We start from the raw sequence: 17152 nt of genomic DNA on the forward strand, positions 1-17152 counted from the left end.
GCTCGTCAATCGAAGAGCCCAGATTCATGTGCGGACGCTTTGCCCTGACCGCCACGCCGGACCAGACCGCCGCCTTCCTCGGCCTTGCCGAGCTCGAGGAGTTTCCGGCGCGCTACAACATCGCGCCGACGCAGCCTGTGCTGATGGCGCTTGCCGGCCCGCAGCGGGAACCTGGCTCGAACCTGCCGGATCGCCAGGCGATGCTGGTGCGCTGGGGGCTGATTCCGGCCTGGGTCGAGGACACCAGGGCGTTTCCGCTGCTCATCAACGCCCGCTCCGAAGGGGTGCTGCAAAAAGCTTCCTTCAAGACCGCCATGCGCCACCGGCGCTCTCTTGTGCCGGCATCGGGCTTCTATGAGTGGCAGCAATCGGGCAGCGGCAAGGGGCAACCCTACTGGATCCGCCCGCGACGCGGCGGCGTGGTCGCCTTCGCCGGCCTGATCGAGACCTTTTCCGAACCGGGCGGCTCGGAGATGGACACCGGCGCCATACTGACGACCGATGCCAATGCCGGCATCGCCCATATCCACGACCGCATGCCGGTGATGATCGAGGAACGCGACTTCGCCCGCTGGCTGGATTGCCGCACGCAGGAGCCGCGCGACGTGCTCGATCTGCTGAAGCCGGCGGAACCCGATTTCTTCGAGGCTGTCCCGGTTTCCGACCTGGTCAACAAGGTCGCCAACACCGGGCCGGAGATTCAGGAGCGCGGCGTCGTTTCGCCGCAAGCCGAAAAGCCCAGGCGCCAGAAGCCTGGCGCGGACGAAAACCAGATGAGCTTATTCTAGCGAAGGTTACCAGCCTGGCGAGGCTGCTTCCGGAGGCCTTCATCTCCAGGGCGCGCTCTGGCGCCCTCATCGCCGGCATCCCCATTGTCGGGGACCGTGCCGGTCGTGCCTTTTCAGGCAGCGCGCGGCGAAACGATCTTCTGCGCGGGCTTCTTCTTCTTCGCGGTGTGGAGGAGGGCCGCGACGATTGCCGCCGGGCCGATCGCGCGGTAGTGGCTGGCCAGTGCGGGCTGCGTTTGTCGGTTCTGTTCCTGCTTGTTGCGAGCCATGATTCTCTTCCCTTGGTAACGGTTTCGTGTTGAGCGTTTGGCGGCCGATTCCGACCAAATCGTGACATCTGGCGGTCTAGCCGGCGAATGTTTCATCACTGTGCCGACATGTTTAATAAAATGTTTCGGCCTGTCTTTACCTGTGATTCAGCGACATCTTTCCTGAGCGGAGCGGCTTGACGGCAACACCCGCCGGCGCGATAAAGCCGCCCATGAAAACGTCTTTCGCCATTTGTGGCATTTGCATTATTGGCTAGCCTCGCGCTGGTCCGGACGTTTTCGCCTCATCTTTACCCAGATCGGAAAAACGCCCCGGCCAGCAGGCTGGAGCCTGCTTTGTGCCTTCGGCGCGGAGCTGGTTTCAGTGAACCCAAACCAAGGACCGGGACCGCATGTCTGACGCATCGAAGGGCCTTAGCCTCTACAACACGCTGACGCGGGCGAAGGAGCGCTTCGTTCCGATCGATCCGCACAATGTGCGCATGTATGTCTGCGGCCCGACCGTCTACGACTTTGCCCATATCGGCAATGCGCGCCCGGCGATCGTCTTCGATGTGCTTTTCCGTCTGTTGCGCCAAGTCTACGGCGAAAGCCACGTCACGTATGTGCGTAACATCACGGATGTCGACGACAAGATAAACGCCAGGGCGCTGCGCGACTTCGGCGGCGAGATCGAGGCCGGAAAGCTTTCGCTCAACGATGCGATCCGCAAGGTCACCGAAAAGACTGCCGACCAGTATCACAAGGATGTCGCCGCGCTTGGCTGCCTTGAGCCGACCTACGAGCCGCGCGCGACCGAGTTCGTCGCGCCCCGGGCCGACGGCAAGGCCGACATGCTGTCGCTGATCCGGCAGCTGATCGAGCGCGGCCACGCCTATGTCGCCGGCGGCGAGGTGCTGTTCGACACCGCCTCGATGCCGGACTACGGCGAATTGTCGAAGCGCAATCTCGACGAACAGCAGGCGGGCGTGCGCATCGCGGTCGATGCGCACAAGAAGAACCCGGGCGATTTCGTGCTGTGGAAATTGTCTTCGCCCGAAGAGCCCGGCTGGGAGAGCCCATGGGGCAGGGGCCGGCCCGGCTGGCACATCGAATGCTCGGCCATGTCGGCCGCCTATCTCGGCGAAGTCTTCGACATCCATGGCGGCGGGCTGGACCTGATCTTCCCGCACCACGAGAACGAGATCGCCCAGTCGCGCTGCGCCCACGGCACCAACGTCATGGCCAATGTGTGGATGCACAATGGCTTCCTGCAGGTTGAAGGCCAGAAGATGTCGAAGAGCCTCGGAAATTTCTATTCGATCCACGAACTGCTGGAGACCGAGACTTTCGGCGGCAGGAAATGGCCGGGCGAGGTGCTCAGGCTGGCGATGCTGATGACGCACTATCGCGAGCCGATCGATTTCTCCGTGCGCAAGCTGGAAGAGGCGGAAAACACGCTGCGCAAGTGGAAGCGCGCGGCGGATCTGGCACCCGCGGCCGCGAAGGACCTGCCGGCGGATGTGGTGGAAGCGCTGTCCGACGATCTCGCCACCTACACCGCCTTCCAGCGGCTGACGCAGCTTGCCGGCGAGGCGGCAGAGTTCGCGGGCACCGGCGAGAACCCCGTCGCCGCTTCGCTGAAGGCGGCGCTGGCCTTCCTCGGTTTCGATACGGGCGCGGCCAAGGTGGACGAGGCTGCGGTCGCCAAGGCGATCGCGGATCGTCTGGCGCTGATCGCGGCGAAGAACTGGCCGGAGGCCGATCGGGTTCGCGACGAATTGCTGGCGCAGGGCGTGCAACTGAAGGACGGCAAGGACCCCGCCACCGGCGAACGCGTGACGAGCTGGGAGATCAAGCGGTGAGGGTACCTTGGCGATTGGCGAAAGCGCTTATGACGGCTAATCTCCCCCCTTGCGGGGGAGATGTCCGGCAGGACAGAGGGGGGTGTGAAGGAACGCCAGCGTTTCGGCTTGCCCACTCATGTGCCGGCCATTTCCGGAGAAGGCAGCGCTCCCTGGTAGTTTCTACGTCGGCGGGACAGCACCCCCCTCTGTCCTGCCGGACATCTCCCCCGCAAGGGGGGAGATCAGATGTCGCGTGCGGTTTCGCCAATCTCCCACGTAAAGCAGCCTGAGCATGGGACACGACCTCGTTCCATCCCGTCAGCGTAAAAACGCCAAATCCATGCGGCGAGCGATGACCGATGCCGAGCTGAAGCTTTGGAACGAGTTGCGCGCCCACCGCCTGATGGGAATGAGCTTTCGGCGGCAGGTGCCGATAGGGCCATACATTGTTGACTTCGCTTGCTCAGCTCATCGTTTGATAGTCGAGGTCGACGGCAGCCAGCATGCCGATGCGGAACACTTACGATATGACGAAGCAAGAAGCGCATATCTAAGCGCCAGTGGCTGGACCATCCTGCGCTTCTGGAACGACGACGTGATCCGCGATATCGACAATGTCTGCCAGCATATCGTCATCGTGGCCGGCCTGGCCGATGCGCCCGCGCCACCAACGGAGGATCTCGTCCTATGATCGATCATCTGGGCATCACCGTTTCCGATTTCGGCGCCTCGAAGGCTTTCTACGACAAGGCGATAGCGCCGCTGGGGGCTTCGCTGCTCTACATGGTGCCTCAGGAATATACCGGCGGCGCCAAGGTTGGCGGCTATGGCCGCGACCGGCCGGTGTTCTGGCTGAGCGACAGCACGGACAAGCCGAGATCGACCCAACACGTCGCCTTCACCGCGCGCAGCCGCGCCGAGGTCGACGCCTTCCATGCGGCAGCACTTGCCGCCGGCGGCAAGGACAATGGTGGACCTGGCCTGCGCCCGCACTATCACCCCAACTATTACGGCGCCTTCGTCTTCGATCCCGACGGCAACAACGTCGAGGCAGTCTGCCATGATCCGGAGTGAGCCCCAAAAGCAGCCCATGATCGGGAGTGTGTCATGAGCCTCGACAACCGGCCGGTCTACACCGGCGGCTGCCAATGCGGCGCCGTGCGCTTCCGCGTCGAGGGCGCGCTTGGCGACGCCTCGGTCTGCCATTGCCGCATGTGCCAGAAGGCGAGCGGCAATTTCTATCTGCCGCTGGTTTCGGTGCGCGGCGCCACGCTCGACTGGACGCGCGGCGAACCGAAACGCTTCCGCTCGTCGAATGCCGCCTGGCGCGGCTTCTGCGCCGAATGCGGCACGCCGCTGACCTTCGAGGCATCGGACGGCATGGCGCTGGCGATCGCCGCCTTCGACGATCCAACGGGCATCGCGCCGACCATCCAATGGGGCGTCGAAGCAAAGCTTCCCTATGTCGACGGTATCCCGAAACTGCCGTCTGAGGACACGATGGCCGATATCGCCTCGGCGCCTTATCTCGCCGAACTCGTCTCCTACCAGCATCCCGATCACGACACCGACCAATGGCCGCCGGAGGAAAGACCATGACCGATCAAGTTCGAACAGGCGGCTGCCAGTGCGGCGCTGTGCGCTTCCGCATCAAGGGCAAGCTCGGGCGCCCGTCCATCTGCCATTGCCGCATGTGCCAGAAGCAGTTCGGCTCCTTCTTCGGCGCGTTGGTGACGGTGCCGAAGGACGGCGTCGAATGGACCCATGAGGAGCCGAGCTATTTCCAGTCCTCGGTCAACATCGACCGCGGCTTCTGCGCGCGCTGCGGCACGCCGCTGACCTATCGCCAGCCGGGCGCGCTGGAGATCGCCATCGGCGCCTTCGACGACCGCTCCGACCTCGCGCCCCAGATCCAGGTCAACTACGCGGTTCGCCTGCCCTGGGTGGAGAAGATCTTCGAGGCGCCGGTCCATGACGACCCCGATTTCTATCGACGTCAGGAGCAGATCATCTCCTTCCAGCATCCCGACCACGAGACGGCCAACTGGCCGCAGCAGGGCTTGAAACTATGACGATCCACAACAGTTCCTTGCGCACGCTCTATCCGGAGATCGAGCCGTTCGAGTCCGGCATGCTCGATGTCGGCGACGGCCACACCATCTATTGGGAGCGCTGCGGCACCAAGGGCGCCAAGCCCGCCGTGTTCCTGCATGGCGGTCCGGGCGGCACCATCTCGCCGAAGCACAGGCGCCTGTTCGACCCGAAACTCTACGACGTCGTCCTGTTTGACCAGCGCGGTTGCGGCAAGTCGGCGCCCAACGCTTCGCTGGAGGCCAACACCACCTGGCATCTCGTCGCCGACATCGAGCGCCTGCGCGAGATGGCGGGCTTCGACAAATGGCTTGTCTTCGGCGGCTCCTGGGGCTCGACCCTGGCGCTCGCCTATGCCGAGACGCATCCGGAGCGCGTCAGCGAGCTCGTCGTGCGCGGCATCTACACGCTCACCCGCGCCGAGCTCGAATGGTACTATCAGTTCGGCGTCTCCGAGATGTTCCCGGACAAGTGGGAACGCTTCCTGGCGCCGATCCCCGAGGCCGAGCGCGGCGACATGATGGCCGCTTACCGCAAGCGGCTTGTCGGCTCCGACCGCAAGGCTCAGGTCGACGCGGCTCTTGCCTGGAGCCTGTGGGAAGGCGAGACGATCACGCTGTTGCCCGAGCCGGAGACAAGCACGCCGTTCGGCCAGGACGACTACGCGGTCGCGTTCGCCCGCATCGAGAACCATTATTTCGTCCATGCCGGCTGGCTGGAGGAGGGACAGCTGCTGCGCGACGCCTGGAAGCTGAAGGACATCCCCGGCACCATCGTCCACGGCCGCTACGACATGCCGTGCCCGGCAAAATATGCCTGGGCGCTGCACAAGGCGTGGCCGAAAGCGGATTTTCATCTGATCGAGGGGGCAGGGCACGCTTATTCGGAGCCCGGGATTCTGGATCGGCTGATCCGGGCGACGGATCGGTTCGCTGGCGGCAATGCAACTTAGGTACGTCGAAAGCTGAAAAAATGGGCGAAATACTCACTGGCGGGTGTCAATGCGGCGCTATTCGCTACAGCGCGCGTAACGCCGCCGATCCCGCAATCTGCCATTGCCGGATGTGCCAGAAAGCTGTCGGCTCGGTGTTTTGGCCCTTTTTCAAAGTGCATCTTCCGGATCTCGAATGGACTCGTGGCCGGCCAGCCCTCTACCGCAGTTCGGAGGTGGGAGAACGTGGCTTCTGCGCCGAATGCGGAACCCCGCTGACTTTCTGGCATGTAAATGTCGAAACAATCGACCTTTCAATAGGCAGTCTCGACGACCCCACGCGCTTGGAACCAATTCGGCAACATTGGGCTGGGGCTCGCATGCCATGGTTCAATCGATTGGCCGGCTTGCCGGAGGTGAAAAGTTCAGCTTCTCCGGAAGAGATTCTACGCCGCCGCCCCTTTCAGCATCCCGATCATGACACGAGCGAATGGTCGACCCCAGGAAATCTCCGATGAAGCAACGCCTTTATCTCTTCGACACCACCCTTCGCGACGGCCAGCAGACGCCGGGCATCGACTTTTCCGTCGAGGACAAGATCGCCATCGCAAAACTGCTCGACGCGTTCGGCATCGACTATGTCGAGGGCGGCTATCCCGGCGCCAATCCGACCGACACCGCCTTCTTCCAGAAGAAGCGGACTGAGAGCGCGAAATTCGTCGCCTTCGGCATGACCAAGCGGGCAGGGGTCTCGGCTTCCAACGATCCGGGGCTGGCGGCGCTGGTGCAGTCGAAATCCGACGCCATCTGCTTCGTCGCCAAGAGCTGGGACTATCACGTGCGCGTCGCGCTCGGCTGCACCAATGAGGAGAACCTGGAGTCGATCAAGACCTCGGTTGAGACCGCGATCGCGGCCGGCAAGGAAGCGATGGTCGACTGCGAGCATTTCTTCGACGGCTTCAAGGCCAATCCCGATTACGCGCTCGCCTGCGCCAGGACCGCTTATGACGCCGGCGCGCGCTGGGTGGTGCTGTGCGACACCAATGGCGGCACGCAGCCTTCGGAAGTGCGCGAAATCGTCGGCAAGGTGATCGCCGGCGGCATCCCGGGCGATCATCTCGGCATCCATGCTCATGACGATACAGGTCAGGCGGTGGCGAATTCGCTGGCCGCCGTCGAGGCCGGCGTGCGCCAGATCCAGGGCACGCTGAACGGCATCGGCGAGCGCTGCGGCAACGCCAACCTGATCTCCATCATCCCGACGCTCTCGCTGAAGCCCGCCTTCGCCGATCGCTTCGAAACCGGCATCTCGGCCGAAGCGCTGACCGGAATATCGAGGCTTTCCCGCGCGTTCGACGAATTGCTCAACCGCGCGCCGGAAGCGCAGGCGCCCTATGTCGGCTCCTCGGCCTTTGCCACCAAGGCCGGCATCCATGCGTCCGCTTTGGCCAAGGAACCGGCGACCTATGAGCACGTGCCGCCGGAAGCCGTCGGCAACCGCCGCCGCGTCATGGTCTCCGACCAGGGCGGCAAGGCGAATTTCCTCGCCGAGCTGAAGCGGCGCGGCATCGATGTGCCGAAGGACGATCACCGGCTCGACGCGCTGATCGCGGTGGTCAAGGAGCGCGAGGCCGAAGGCTATGCCTATGAAGGCGCCGACGCCTCCTTCGAGCTGCTTGCGCGAAAAATGCTGCACGGCCTGCCGGAGTTCTTCAACGTCACCTCCTTCCGCTGCATGGTCGAGCGCCGCTTCGACGCAAACGGCAATCTGAAGACCGTCTCCGAGGCGATCGTGAAGGTCGAAGTCGACGGCGAGGAGAAGATGTCGGTGGCCGAGGGCCACGGCCCGGTCAACGCGCTCGACATCGCGCTGCGCAAAGACCTCGGCAAATATCAGAGCGAGATCGTCGACCTCGAGCTTGCCGACTTCAAGGTGCGTATCCTCAACGGCGGCACCGAGGCCATCACCCGGGTGCTGGTCGAATCGCACGATTCCACCGGCGCCCGCTGGTGGACGGTCGGCGTGTCGGAAAACATCATCGACGCCTCCTTCCAGGCGCTGATGGATTCGATCGTCTACAAGCTGATGAAGAACCGCGAAATGGCCGGGCTGGTGGCAGCGGAGTAGGGCTCCTTTCCTCGCCCCCGCAAAGCGGGGGAGAGGTGGCCCGGCGAAGCCGGGACGGAGCGGGGGGACGACCTACGCGAAGTCAGAGCCGACTCAATCGAGAGCGCGAGGCCGGTCACAAGCCAGCTTTGTCCTTTGCGGCAAATTGTCAGCCGCCGCGCTGACCCCTCTCCGTCCCGGCTTCGCCGGGCCACCTCTCCCCACTGCGTGGGGCGAGGAACTTGCGCCTCGCTCGCTTGAACCATCACGAAAAGTCCGTTGATCCATCATAATTTTGTGATGGTCTTGGGCGGTCCGCTGGGTCATAGCGTTGGGCCATGGTCACCGCTACAGCCGATCTCGATCAGGACGCCAAGGGTCGCCGCGGCTTCCTCCTGGCGCTTGGCGCCTATTTCCTCTGGGGGCTGCTACCCTTCTACATGAAGGCGGTGGCGCATCTGCCGCTTGCCGAGGTGATCGCCAACCGCGTCGTCTGGTCGGTGCCGATCGCGGCGGCGGTGCTGATCTGGGCCGGACGCACCGCCGACTTCAAGGCGGCGATCCGCTCGCCGAAGAGCCTTGCCATGGCGGCGCTGACGGCGGTGCTGATCTCGATCAACTGGGGTATCTATGTCTGGGCGATCGCTGTCGACCGTACCGTCGAGACCGCGCTCGGTTATTATATCAATCCGCTGGTCAGCGTCGTTGTCGGCGCCGTGCTGCTCGGCGAGCGGCTCGACCGGCTGCAGATCGCAGCGGTCGCGCTGGCCGCGATCGCGGTGGCGGTGCTCACCGTCGAGGCCGGCAAATTGCCCTGGGTCTCGTTGGCACTCGCCTTTTCCTTCGCCGCCTACGGCTTCTTCCGCAAGACGCTGCCGATCGGCCCGAGCCAGGGGTTCCTGCTCGAAGTGCTTTTGCTCTCGGTGCCGGCGCTCTGCTACCTCGCCTACCTGATCGCCACCGGCCAGGATCATTTGATTTCCAGCACCGGCGCCGACGCCGCATTGCTGATCGGCTGCGGCCCGGTCACCGCGGTGCCGCTGCTGCTGTTTGCGTTCGGCGCCAGGCTGCTGCGCCTCTCCACCATCGGCATCATGCAATATATCGCGCCGACCATGGTGTTCCTTATCGCCGTGCTGATCTTCGGCGAGCCGTTCGGCACGACACAGGCCATCGCCTTCGCGCTGATCTGGGCGGCTCTGGCCATGTATAGCTGGTCGATGTTCAGGGGCCGCGAGGTCCGCCAGGCGGCGCCGGCGACGAGATAGGGTAAGGAGGGGCTGATGTATGTTCTGCATATCGCCAACAAGAATTACTCTTCGTGGTCGCTGCGGCCATGGGTGTTGATGCGCACTCTGGATATCCCGTTCGAGGAACAGCTGAATCCGTTGCCGACAGGGTCGAGCTGGAATGTCTACCGGCAAACGTCGCCGAACGGCCGTATGCCCTGCCTGGTCGACGACGGCTGGGCTGTCTGGGATTCGCTTGCCATCGTCGAGTATCTTGCCGAGCGCCATTCTGGCGTCTGGCCGGCGGACGCCAGGGCACGCGCATGGGCGCGCTCCGCGGCCGCCGAAATGCATTCGGGCTTCAGCGCCCTGCGCGGCGCCTGCTCGATGAGCTGTGGCGTGCGTGTCGAGCTGTTCGAAACGTCGGAAGCGCTGAGGCACGATCTCTTCCGCCTCGGCGACTTGTGGAATGACGGCCTTGCCCGCTTCGGCGGCCCGTTCCTGGCTGGCGGCAGCTTCAGTGCCGTCGATGCGTTCTTTGCGCCCGTCGCCTTTCGGCTGAAATCCTACCGCCTGGCCGTCGAAGGCGCGGCCGCTGCCTATCCGCCGCGGCTGCTCGATCTGCCGGCCATGCGCGAATGGTACGTGTCCGCGCTTGCCGAGACATGGCGCGAACCCGGCCATGACGCGGAGATTGGCGCCGCGGGCGTTATCGTCGAGGATCTGCGCGCAACCGCGTAGTCCCAGTTGCTTCAGACGCGGCCCAGCCGTCGCACGATCATGTAGATGATGCCGGCGATGACGACCGAGATCGCCGTCACCACCCAGAAGCCGTGCGGCGTGTCGACCAGTGGCAACCCGCCGACATTCATGCCGAACAGGCCGGAGATGATGGTCATCGGCAACAGCACCGCCGTCATCACGGACAGGATATAGAGCAACTGGTTCGACTGCTCGGTCAGCTTCGCCATCAGCTCGTCCTGCAACAGGCGCGTGCGCGCCTGCAACTGCTCGCCGTCGTGATGCAGCGTGTGCGCCCGATGCGAGAGCCTGGTCGCCATGTCGTTGATCGGATCCGGCAGCTCGTTGCGATGCGAATGGTCGAGATGGCGGAAGAGGTTGGTGAGCGTCGCCATCTGCCGGTGGATCAGCACCAGCTGCCGGCGCGCGTCGACCAGCGCCTGGCGCTCATTGTGCCATGCATCGCATACGATGCGGTCCTCGATGCCATCGAGCGTGTCGCCCATCTTGTCGAGCTCGGCCGCCATGCCGTCGAGCGAGTGGCCCATCACCGCCTCGATCAGCTCGGCCGGCGTGCGGAATTTTCGCGTGCCGCTCTCCACCAGCTTGCGGACCTTGTCGACCGATTCCAGCGGTTGCTTGCGGGCGCCGACCAGCATCTTGTCGTTGAAAGCGAAGCGGAAGTGGGTGAGCCCGCGCGCTTCGGCAAAGTCGTGCCTGAGGTCGGGCAGGTCGCCATAGAGGAAGTCGTCCTCGAAATCGATCTGGCAGCCATGGCTGGGCGACAGGAAGGCATCGCGCACCGGCGCAGGCAAAGCCTGCTCGGCGCCGATCTCGTGGCGGGCGCGCATGTCGGTGATCTGATAGCTGCGCCAGCTCCAATGCGCCTCGGCCGGATCCTTGGTGCGGCTGCCGTCGGCCTTGAAATGGTAGATGAAGAACAGCCCATGCTCGTCCGGCAGGTAGGGCGAGAGGTCTGTGCCTTCGGCGGGGAGGGCGATGTTCATGGCGGCTTCGCCGGCTCTTGATGCGGTCGGGGTCGCGGGGGCGGCCAGGCAGCATTTCTAACATGCGCCACCCGGTTGGGTGTGACAGTTCGATGACGGCCGATGCTAGAGCCGGATGATTTCAGGTCGTCGACCTGAAATCTGAATCCGTCTCCAAATCAAAGAGATAGAGCATGATGTCATCCGAAAACCGCTTCACACTTTTCGGCGTCATGCCCTAGGCGGCTTCAGTCCTGATTTCGTGCGACCCAAAAAATTCTTCCGCGCCCCGGGAATAAACCCCGGGCCTTCCGGGTCTTGCTGTGTAGCGAGGCCATCCTCCCAAGGCACGCACCAACCAAACCGGAAGGAATACGCACATGAACAGAACCGTCTTTGCCGCAGCCGCCATTCTCGTCGCCACCAGCGGCGCCTTCGCCGGCAGCGACCACTTCTCCGCGACGAATGCCGGCCAGCAGGCCGTTGCCGTCGACATCACCACGACCGCTTCCATCGCGAAGCCCGAAATGGCCCGCCACGACATGAAGCCGGCGGCCAGGATTGCTGCGGAAGAGCCTGGCCAGGGCATTTGGGGTCACTGAGTTGGAGTGAGGGGCCAAAGGTCCTGATCCCTGTGTGAGGAAGGCACGCCTCACTCCGGGCTCCACGATCCGGAAGCCCCGATCTCCCCGGCGCCGGACCAGTCTTCAGTCGGACCGGCCGGCGCCGGCTTCCGCAGTCGGCGGAGGGTCGCACCGGGCCCTCCGCCATTCTCTCATACCGCCTGAAACATGAAGCAAACCCGCAAGCCACAAGAGGAGATTTCTGATGTTTAATATGACACGCCGCATGGTGCTCGGATCCGCCGCCGCCGCCGCCGCCTTCGGCATTGCCGGCAAGCTGGAATTCGCGCCCGCGGCTTACGCCGAGACCCCGGTCGAGCCGCTGGTCGGCTTCTACAAATACAAGGTCGGCTCGCTCGAGGTCACCGCCGTCTATGACGGCATCTGGCGCAAGCCGCACGACCCGGCCTTCATCAAGGACGTGTCGGTCGACGACACCAAGGCAGCGCTCGCCAAGGCGGGGCTGACCACCGAGTTCATGCCGATCCCGCTCACCGTCGTCGTTCTCCAGATGAACGGCCGCACCATCATGATGGATGCCGGCTCCGGCGTCGGCCAGTGGCAGGCCAACGCCACGCATCTGCCGGCCAACATGAAGGCCGCCGGCATCGATTACAAGGCGATCGACACCATCCTGATCTCGCATTTCCATCCGGACCATGTCTGGGGCCTGATGGAGAAGGGCACCAACGATCCGGTGTTCCCGAATGCCGAGCTCATCGTCAACGCCACCGAGTACAATTGGTGGACGGATCCGAGCCGCCTGGCCAAGCTTCCGGAAGGCCGCAAGCCGGCGGGTAAGCGCATCGCCGAGAACTTCCCGAAATGGAAGAACTGGAAGCTGGTCGACGACGGCGCGGAAGTGGTGCCCGGCATCCGCCTCATGGCGGCGCCCGGCCACACGCCCGGCCATTCCGTCTACCATGTCGATGCCGGCTCCGAGCAGTTCCTCGTCTCGGCCGACACCATGTACGTGCCGGCGCTGCTCGCCCCGCATCCCGAATGGCAGGGCGCTTATGACCAGGACGGGCCGATGGCGATCGCCACGCGCCACAAGATCATTGACCAGGTGATCGCCGACAATGTCCGCATCTGCGGCTCGCACTTCCCGTTCCCCGGCACAGGCAGCTTCGTCAAGGACGGCAACGCCTACGCCTTCACCCCAACCCAGATCTGATCGGAATCGGATCCTGAACAGAAAGCGACAACTCCCATGAAACACGCACTTTTCGCGGTGCTCGGCGCCATTGCGGTCTTGACCGCGGCTCCCATCGCCATCGCCGTTCCGGCCTATGCAGTGGACGACATCGAAGGCGCCGATGCACCCGACCTGACGGCCGTGAAAGCCAAGATCGAGGCCAAGGACTACAAGGGCGCGCTGGCCGATCTGCGTGACCTCGCGCAGGACACCCAGCAGGCCGACGTCTACAATCTGCTCGGCTTCACGCTGCGCAAGACCGGCGACTACCAGACCTCGCTGACCTACTACGCCAAGGCGCTGGAGCTTAAGCCCGACCACAAGGCGGCGCATGAATATCTGGGCGAGCTCTATGTCGAGACCGGCGACATGGCCAAGGCCAACGAGCAGCTCGCCTCGTTGCAGAAACTCTGCCCGGCGGGCTGCGAGGAGCTCTCCGATCTCAAGCAGGCCATCGATACCAAGGTGACGAAGTAGGCGGCCTGCTTCCTCGCTCACAAAGTGGGGAGAAGTGGCCGCGAAGCGGCCGGAGAGGGCCTGGCGCGGACCTATAAGCATCGACCTTTTTTGGGCGCCACGGCGGTAGCGCCCGAAAACCGGAGCCGGCGTTCCTCTCCCTCGCGCCGGCTCCGACCCTTCAACCCGAGCGCGCAGGCGCGCGTCCAGGCGGACCGGTGGCGCTCCCGCTCAATTCCAAGATGCCTGTTTCCAAGGATTGGAGCCGACCATGACACCGATCGAACTTGCCGAAAAACTTCACGCCAGGGACGCGGTCCTGCTCGCCGGCCGCCTGCTCCTGTCCCTGATCTTCGTGCATGAGGGACTGCAACTGGCGACGCATTTCGAGGGGGCCCAGAAGGCGATGGCCGCGCTCGGCGTCGGCACGCCACTGCTTGTCGCCACCATCCTGCTGCAGCTTGGCGCCGGCCTGTCGGTGGCGCTCGGCATCCTGGCGCGGCTGGGCGCGATCGGGCTCGGCCTGTTCTGCCTGATGACGGCCACCCTCTTCCACACCAATTTCGCCAGCCAGAACGAGCTTCTGCATTTCGAGAAGGACCTCGCCATTGCCGGCGGCATGTTTATCCTGGCGCTGGCCGGTTCGGGCCGGCTGTCGGTCGATCGGTTGCTGGCGGGTTTCGCCAAGGGTGCCAAGATTGATCCGACCGTCGAGCAACATCTGTCGGTGGGGGAGACGAGCTTGCCGGTTTGACGAGACGTCGGCCGCGCGTCACAGCACGCTCGTGATCCCGCCATCCACCAGCAGCGTCTGCCCGGTCACGAAGCTCGCGGCGTCGGAGGCAAGGAACACGGCGGCGCCGGCGAGTTCCTCGACATCGCCCCAGCGCCGCATCGGCGTGCGGCCGGTGAGCCATGTCGAGAATTTTTCGTCGGCGACCAGAGCAGCATTCAGCTCGGTCTTGAAATAGCCGGGCGCGATGGCGTTGACGCGTATGCCGTGCTGGCCCCATTCGCCGGCCATCGACTTGGTCAGCATGGTGATCGCCCCCTTGCTTGCCGCGTAAGGCGCGATCGAGGGGCGGGCGAGGGCGCTCTGCACCGACGAGACATTGATGATGACGCCTTTGCGGCGTTGGATCATGCCTTTCACCGCGGCGCGGCTGACCTTGAACACGCCGTCGAGATTGGTCGCCATCAGTGCATCCCAGTCGGCGTCGGAAAAAGTCTCGAGCGGCGCACGGCGCTGGATGCCGGCATTGTTGACCAGGATGTCGATCGGCCCGGTGCCCACTTCGCTCGCCGCAATCGCCGCGTCGACCGATTGCGTATCGGTGACGTCGATCACGGCTTCCGCCGCGGTATAGCCCTCGGCGCGCAGGCGGTCGCCGGCGGCCTTGAGCTCGTCGGCCTTGCGGCCGCCTATGGTGACGCGCGCGCCGGCGGCGGCCAGCGCCTCCGCGAAGGCGAGGCCCAGCCCGCGGCTGGCGCCGGTGACGAAGGCATGCCTGCCTTCGAGGCCGAAGAGACGGCCGAGATAATCAGTCGAACGCAATTTGCACCTTCATCGATTGTGATTTGTCGCTGGCCAGCTCGAAGGCTTTTCGCGCCTCGGCAAGCGGCAGCGTGTTGCTGAGCAGCGGCGCGACGTCGATGCGGCCCGTGCCGATCAGGTCGACGGATCATCGGCTCCTTCATGCGCACGGTGCCGAAGCCGCCATGGCGGAAATAGTGCAGGTCCGAGCCGCAGATGCCGCCGCGCGTGATGCGCACCAGCACTTCGCCCGGGCCGGGCGAGGGGGCGGCTCGCTCCTCCACATGGAGGTCGAGCGGCCGGCGCAGCACCACAGCGCGCATCGAGGACGTGGGCGACAAACCGGCTCTCCGAAATTTCTGTTCCCACAGCTAGCAGCAAAGCCCGGCTGCGTTCAATCCAATTCATCTGATAAATCGGATTAATAGGCCGAGCTGTGCGCCTTGATAATTAGTCAATGCGGTGTCGATCCCACACGTGTAACAGTGGCGTGAAGAGCCAAAGCAATTCCAGGAAAAGTGAGAGCGGTTTTGTGTCCGGAATTGCGTCAAAACAGAACATGGGCCGGGACAAATGGCAGGCAACCAGACCTCGTCGGTAACCGATGAGATAACCAATATTCTCGGCCGCGAGATTCTCGGTGGACTGTTTCCGCCCGGCGCGACACTGTTGGGCGAGGAAGAGATCTGCGCCCGCTTCGGCGCCAGCCGCAGCGCTGCCCGCGAAGCGGTGAAGATCCTTTCGGCCAAGGGCCTGCTGCTCACCCGTCCCCGGCGTGGCTCGCGCATCCGGCCGCTGAAGGACTGGAACTTCCTCGATCCTTCGGTGCTGGGCTGGCTGCGCGCCAGCGCGACGCCACGCCATTTCATCACCGAGCTTCTGGAAGTGCGCCTTGCCTTCGAATGCGAGGCGGCAGCGCTTGCGGCGAGCCGTAACAACGCGGACGAGATCGCCGCTATCCGCGAGGCCTTCGAGGCGATGCGCGCGGCATCCTCTGGCCAGGGCGATCCGGTCTCGTCGGATGCGGCTTTCCATGAGGCGGTGCTCGCCGCCACCGGCAACCGCTTCTTCCTGCCGCTCTCGGCGCTGATCCACACCGCGTTGCAATACAGCGTGCCGACCACCAACGCGCTGTTCGGCCACCCGGTCGGCGACCTCGACGCGCATGGCAAGGTGCTGAGGGCGATCGAGGCCGGCGACGCCGCCCGGGCGCGCAAGGCCATGCACGACATGCTGAGCGAAGTGCTCGCCCGCGTGCGCACCGCCGTTGAGCTAACCGGCGCCAGTTGAATCGTTCAGGCCGGAACGCGCATATCGTCCCGGCCTGCCTGGTGTCGGCGGCTAGTGCAGGTAGCCCAGCAGCCAAAGAATGAGAATCACGGGCAAAGGAATCCCGATAAGCCAAAGCAATCCGCCTCGCAGCATGACGATCTCCAAATTGTCGTTATGTGAGGCAACGCTAACGCATAGGCTTTGTTCCCGGCCAATGTTTTGGTGCGCCAATGCGAATGGCGGAAGGCCCGGTCCGGCTCAGCAGCCCCGCGCTCGATCGCCTCGTAAGGCCTTGTGGCCATTTGTCTAAAAGCGCCGGAGTAATCCCAATCACTCGCGGGTAATACGCTGGTGCACGCGGTCGAGGATCTCCGCAAAAGTCTCGAACGTGCCGTGCTCGGTCAACTCGCGCAGCACCTGCTCGTTGATGCCGCCCCGCGTCGCGTAATCTTGCGACAGGCGCATGAAGTCTTGGCCAGGCGCCGTGTCGGGCGCATTGGCCAGTGCCTTGTAGATGCTGGCGATGTACGCGCGGCTCTTGTCGTCAGCCACACCCCGGCTGCGCACCCAGGTGTGGATCGTGTCGAGATATTTGAAATAGCTGGCATAGGTGGCGGTGACGACGCTGAGCGCGTCGAACTCGCCTTGATCCTCGACCTCGATCACATCGCTCAGCCTGCCGAACAGCGGCGCCACGATCGGGTCCGGCGGACAGATGATCGTTGCGCCTTGCAGGCGCGCGATCATCGGCATCGGCAGCGCCTTGCCGACATGCGCCGCCGGCGCCACGAGGCCGGCGATCTCTTCGCGCGATATCGTGGCGATGAGGCTGACGACGTGATGGTCCGGCCGGAACCGCAGTGCCTTGAGCACCTCGCGCGCGATCTGCGGCCGCACCGCCAGCATGACCGTGTCGCACTGGTCGAGCACGGCCTGGTTGTCGGCGGCGATGCGCACGTCCGGGTAGCGGGCGGCAAGCTCGGCGGCGATCACCTCGTTGCGTGGCGAGACCACCACCGGCGTCGTCTCGCCCGGCAACGATTTCAGCCCGGCGACGATGGCCGAGCTCAACGTGCCCGTGCCGACAAAGCCAAGTTTCAT

20 protein-coding genes and 1 pseudogene are annotated in these 17152 nt (G+C 64.2%); 16 read left to right on the top strand and 5 right to left on the bottom strand.

Annotation, left to right across the window (positions count from 1 at the left end; all coding sequences use genetic code 11):
- Nucleotides 1–26 precede the first annotated feature (26 nt).
- Nucleotides 27–788, top strand: coding sequence for an SOS response-associated peptidase (locus tag WDX12_RS21105; RefSeq protein ID WP_434721872.1), 762 nt, complete (start codon nucleotides 27–29; stop codon nucleotides 786–788).
- A gap of 113 nt (nucleotides 789–901) precedes the next feature.
- On the opposite strand, the gene WDX12_RS21110 is transcribed toward WDX12_RS21105, so the two are convergent.
- Nucleotides 902–1057, bottom strand: coding sequence for a hypothetical protein (locus tag WDX12_RS21110; RefSeq protein WP_112095803.1), 156 nt, complete (start codon nucleotides 1055–1057; stop codon nucleotides 902–904).
- Between the two features lie 392 nt (nucleotides 1058–1449).
- Between WDX12_RS21110 and cysS the strand changes: the two genes are divergently transcribed.
- From cysS to WDX12_RS21160, 10 genes are all read left to right on the top strand, one after another.
- Nucleotides 1450–2901: a cysteine--tRNA ligase gene (cysS, locus tag WDX12_RS21115; RefSeq protein ID WP_434721873.1), complete on the top strand. Its 1452-nt coding sequence runs from the start codon at nucleotides 1450–1452 to the stop codon at nucleotides 2899–2901.
- Nucleotides 2902–3175: 274 nt separating this feature from the next.
- Nucleotides 3176–3574 (top strand): endonuclease domain-containing protein, encoded by a 399-nt coding sequence (locus WDX12_RS21120; protein ID WP_434721874.1) that lies wholly within the window; start codon nucleotides 3176–3178, stop codon nucleotides 3572–3574.
- Nucleotides 3571–3957 carry a VOC family protein gene (locus WDX12_RS21125; RefSeq protein ID WP_434721875.1) on the top strand — a complete coding sequence of 129 codons (387 nt, stop codon included), beginning with the start codon at nucleotides 3571–3573 and terminating at the stop codon, nucleotides 3955–3957. The genes WDX12_RS21120 and WDX12_RS21125 overlap by 4 nt, the downstream gene beginning before the upstream one ends.
- 33 nt (nucleotides 3958–3990) lie before the next feature.
- Nucleotides 3991–4482 carry a GFA family protein gene (locus tag WDX12_RS21130; protein WP_320294996.1) on the top strand — a complete coding sequence of 164 codons (492 nt, stop codon included), beginning with the start codon at nucleotides 3991–3993 and terminating at the stop codon, nucleotides 4480–4482.
- Nucleotides 4479–4955: a GFA family protein gene (locus WDX12_RS21135; protein ID WP_320294997.1), complete on the top strand. Its 477-nt coding sequence runs from the start codon at nucleotides 4479–4481 to the stop codon at nucleotides 4953–4955. Before WDX12_RS21130 ends, WDX12_RS21135 begins: the two co-directional genes overlap by 4 nt.
- Complete coding sequence (gene pip / locus WDX12_RS21140; RefSeq protein ID WP_320294998.1) at nucleotides 4952–5926, top strand: prolyl aminopeptidase; 975 nt, start codon at nucleotides 4952–4954, stop codon at nucleotides 5924–5926. Before WDX12_RS21135 ends, pip begins: the two co-directional genes overlap by 4 nt.
- A 20-nt stretch (nucleotides 5927–5946) precedes the next feature.
- On the top strand, nucleotides 5947–6423 hold the full coding sequence (locus WDX12_RS21145) for a GFA family protein (protein WP_320294999.1): 477 nt from the start codon (nucleotides 5947–5949) through the stop codon (nucleotides 6421–6423).
- Nucleotides 6420–8033: a citramalate synthase gene (gene cimA / locus WDX12_RS21150; protein ID WP_434721876.1), complete on the top strand. Its 1614-nt coding sequence runs from the start codon at nucleotides 6420–6422 to the stop codon at nucleotides 8031–8033. The genes WDX12_RS21145 and cimA overlap by 4 nt, the downstream gene beginning before the upstream one ends.
- Before the next feature lie 317 nt (nucleotides 8034–8350).
- The gene (rarD, locus tag WDX12_RS21155) at nucleotides 8351–9280 is read left to right on the top strand and encodes an EamA family transporter RarD (RefSeq protein ID WP_434721877.1); all 930 of its coding nucleotides are present in this window, start codon (nucleotides 8351–8353) and stop codon (nucleotides 9278–9280) included.
- A 15-nt stretch (nucleotides 9281–9295) separates the two neighbouring features.
- The gene (locus WDX12_RS21160; protein ID WP_434721878.1) at nucleotides 9296–9982 is read left to right on the top strand and encodes a glutathione S-transferase family protein; all 687 of its coding nucleotides are present in this window, start codon (nucleotides 9296–9298) and stop codon (nucleotides 9980–9982) included.
- Between the two features lie 11 nt (nucleotides 9983–9993).
- Here the strand turns inward: WDX12_RS21160 and WDX12_RS21165 are convergent, their stop codons facing one another.
- Nucleotides 9994–10989 (bottom strand): transporter, encoded by a 996-nt coding sequence (locus WDX12_RS21165; protein WP_434721879.1) that lies wholly within the window; start codon nucleotides 10987–10989, stop codon nucleotides 9994–9996.
- A gap of 359 nt (nucleotides 10990–11348) precedes the next feature.
- Here WDX12_RS21165 and WDX12_RS21170 point away from each other — a divergent pair, with 359 nt between their 5' ends.
- The 4 genes from WDX12_RS21170 to WDX12_RS21185 all read left to right on the top strand — a co-directional run bounded on the left by WDX12_RS21170 (nucleotide 11349) and on the right by WDX12_RS21185 (nucleotide 13999).
- Entirely contained in the window at nucleotides 11349–11570 is a 222-nt protein-coding gene (locus WDX12_RS21170; RefSeq protein WP_434721880.1) for a DUF680 domain-containing protein, read from the top strand.
- 226 nt (nucleotides 11571–11796) lie between these two features.
- Nucleotides 11797–12768 carry an MBL fold metallo-hydrolase gene (locus tag WDX12_RS21175; protein ID WP_434721881.1) on the top strand — a complete coding sequence of 324 codons (972 nt, stop codon included), beginning with the start codon at nucleotides 11797–11799 and terminating at the stop codon, nucleotides 12766–12768.
- Nucleotides 12769–12804: 36 nt separating this feature from the next.
- On the top strand, nucleotides 12805–13266 hold the full coding sequence (locus tag WDX12_RS21180) for a tetratricopeptide repeat protein (protein ID WP_434721882.1): 462 nt from the start codon (nucleotides 12805–12807) through the stop codon (nucleotides 13264–13266).
- Between the two features lie 250 nt (nucleotides 13267–13516).
- Nucleotides 13517–13999, top strand: coding sequence for a DoxX family protein (locus tag WDX12_RS21185; protein WP_434721883.1), 483 nt, complete (start codon nucleotides 13517–13519; stop codon nucleotides 13997–13999).
- Nucleotides 14000–14017: 18 nt separating this feature from the next.
- Here WDX12_RS21185 and WDX12_RS21190 read toward each other — a convergent pair whose 3' ends face one another.
- Together WDX12_RS21190 and WDX12_RS21195 are read right to left on the bottom strand one after the other, a co-directional pair.
- Nucleotides 14018–14800: a glucose 1-dehydrogenase gene (locus WDX12_RS21190; RefSeq protein WP_434721884.1), complete on the bottom strand. Its 783-nt coding sequence runs from the start codon at nucleotides 14798–14800 to the stop codon at nucleotides 14018–14020.
- A 128-nt stretch (nucleotides 14801–14928) separates the two neighbouring features.
- Nucleotides 14929–15102: pseudogene (locus WDX12_RS21195) on the bottom strand (L-idonate 5-dehydrogenase); the annotation flags it as partial.
- A 250-nt stretch (nucleotides 15103–15352) separates the two neighbouring features.
- On the opposite strand from WDX12_RS21195, the gene WDX12_RS21200 reads away from it, so the two are divergent.
- Entirely contained in the window at nucleotides 15353–16069 is a 717-nt protein-coding gene (locus WDX12_RS21200; RefSeq protein WP_434721885.1) for a FadR/GntR family transcriptional regulator, read from the top strand.
- A gap of 312 nt (nucleotides 16070–16381) precedes the next feature.
- On the opposite strand, the gene WDX12_RS21205 is transcribed toward WDX12_RS21200, so the two are convergent.
- Entirely contained in the window at nucleotides 16382–17152 is a 771-nt protein-coding gene (locus WDX12_RS21205; protein WP_434721886.1) for a pyrroline-5-carboxylate reductase, read from the bottom strand.

The sequence above is a fragment of the Mesorhizobium sp. RIZ17 genome (assembly GCF_051127865.1).
GTDB lineage: Bacteria > Pseudomonadota > Alphaproteobacteria > Rhizobiales > Rhizobiaceae > Mesorhizobium > Mesorhizobium humile.

Coding starts and splice junctions, on each gene's coding strand:
- WDX12_RS21120 (WP_434721874.1), top strand. CDS start 3,176: ATGGGACACGACCTCGTTCCATCCCGTCAGCGTAAAAACGCCAAATCC.
- WDX12_RS21175 (WP_434721881.1), top strand. CDS start 11,797: ATGTTTAATATGACACGCCGCATGGTGCTCGGATCCGCCGCCGCCGCC.
- cimA (WP_434721876.1), top strand. CDS start 6,420: ATGAAGCAACGCCTTTATCTCTTCGACACCACCCTTCGCGACGGCCAG.
- cysS (WP_434721873.1), top strand. CDS start 1,450: ATGTCTGACGCATCGAAGGGCCTTAGCCTCTACAACACGCTGACGCGG.
- rarD (WP_434721877.1), top strand. CDS start 8,351: ATGGTCACCGCTACAGCCGATCTCGATCAGGACGCCAAGGGTCGCCGC.
- WDX12_RS21170 (WP_434721880.1), top strand. CDS start 11,349: ATGAACAGAACCGTCTTTGCCGCAGCCGCCATTCTCGTCGCCACCAGC.
- pip (WP_320294998.1), top strand. CDS start 4,952: ATGACGATCCACAACAGTTCCTTGCGCACGCTCTATCCGGAGATCGAG.
- WDX12_RS21160 (WP_434721878.1), top strand. CDS start 9,296: ATGTATGTTCTGCATATCGCCAACAAGAATTACTCTTCGTGGTCGCTG.
- WDX12_RS21105 (WP_434721872.1), top strand. CDS start 27: ATGTGCGGACGCTTTGCCCTGACCGCCACGCCGGACCAGACCGCCGCC.
- WDX12_RS21165 (WP_434721879.1), bottom strand. CDS start 10,989: ATGAACATCGCCCTCCCCGCCGAAGGCACAGACCTCTCGCCCTACCTG.
- WDX12_RS21180 (WP_434721882.1), top strand. CDS start 12,805: ATGAAACACGCACTTTTCGCGGTGCTCGGCGCCATTGCGGTCTTGACC.
- WDX12_RS21205 (WP_434721886.1), bottom strand. CDS start 17,152: ATGAAACTTGGCTTTGTCGGCACGGGCACGTTGAGCTCGGCCATCGTC.
- WDX12_RS21125 (WP_434721875.1), top strand. CDS start 3,571: ATGATCGATCATCTGGGCATCACCGTTTCCGATTTCGGCGCCTCGAAG.
- WDX12_RS21145 (WP_320294999.1), top strand. CDS start 5,947: ATGGGCGAAATACTCACTGGCGGGTGTCAATGCGGCGCTATTCGCTAC.
- WDX12_RS21110 (WP_112095803.1), bottom strand. CDS start 1,057: ATGGCTCGCAACAAGCAGGAACAGAACCGACAAACGCAGCCCGCACTG.
- WDX12_RS21185 (WP_434721883.1), top strand. CDS start 13,517: ATGACACCGATCGAACTTGCCGAAAAACTTCACGCCAGGGACGCGGTC.
- WDX12_RS21200 (WP_434721885.1), top strand. CDS start 15,353: ATGGCAGGCAACCAGACCTCGTCGGTAACCGATGAGATAACCAATATT.
- WDX12_RS21135 (WP_320294997.1), top strand. CDS start 4,479: ATGACCGATCAAGTTCGAACAGGCGGCTGCCAGTGCGGCGCTGTGCGC.
- WDX12_RS21130 (WP_320294996.1), top strand. CDS start 3,991: ATGAGCCTCGACAACCGGCCGGTCTACACCGGCGGCTGCCAATGCGGC.